The organism is Bradyrhizobium sp. Kon37, assembly GCF_055807535.1.
The window spans coordinates 1-265 of the sequence record NZ_JBVVOY010000276.1; the positions used below are offsets into that span (position 1 = coordinate 1).

A 265-nucleotide genomic window follows, 5' to 3' on the forward strand; every position below is an offset into this window, starting at 1 on the left:
GACGCCATTTTTGCCAACTCCGGCAGCGGACACCTTTGGTCGCGTGCCGAACAAAGAGAGCAAAAAACCGGAAATCACCGTGCCGGTAGTCACCACGGCGCGGTTCGGTGATGCCACGATCCTCGCCCTGCTGGCGAAGATCGAAGAGAAGCAGGACGAGATTGGCAAGGTCATGATGGGCGTGGTCCGCCCGAGGGCAGAGCCATGACTTTTTTAGCCGCTAAAACGGCCGGGGGGTGCGCGTGATTGCCAAGCACGTCCCCAT

At 60.0% G+C, this 265-nt stretch carries 1 pseudogene; it reads left to right on the forward strand.

The annotated features are described in order from the left end of the window. Positions 1-208: pseudogene (locus tag AC0L3J_RS38125) on the forward strand (hypothetical protein); the annotation flags it as partial. Positions 209-265: the final 57 nt, after the last annotated feature.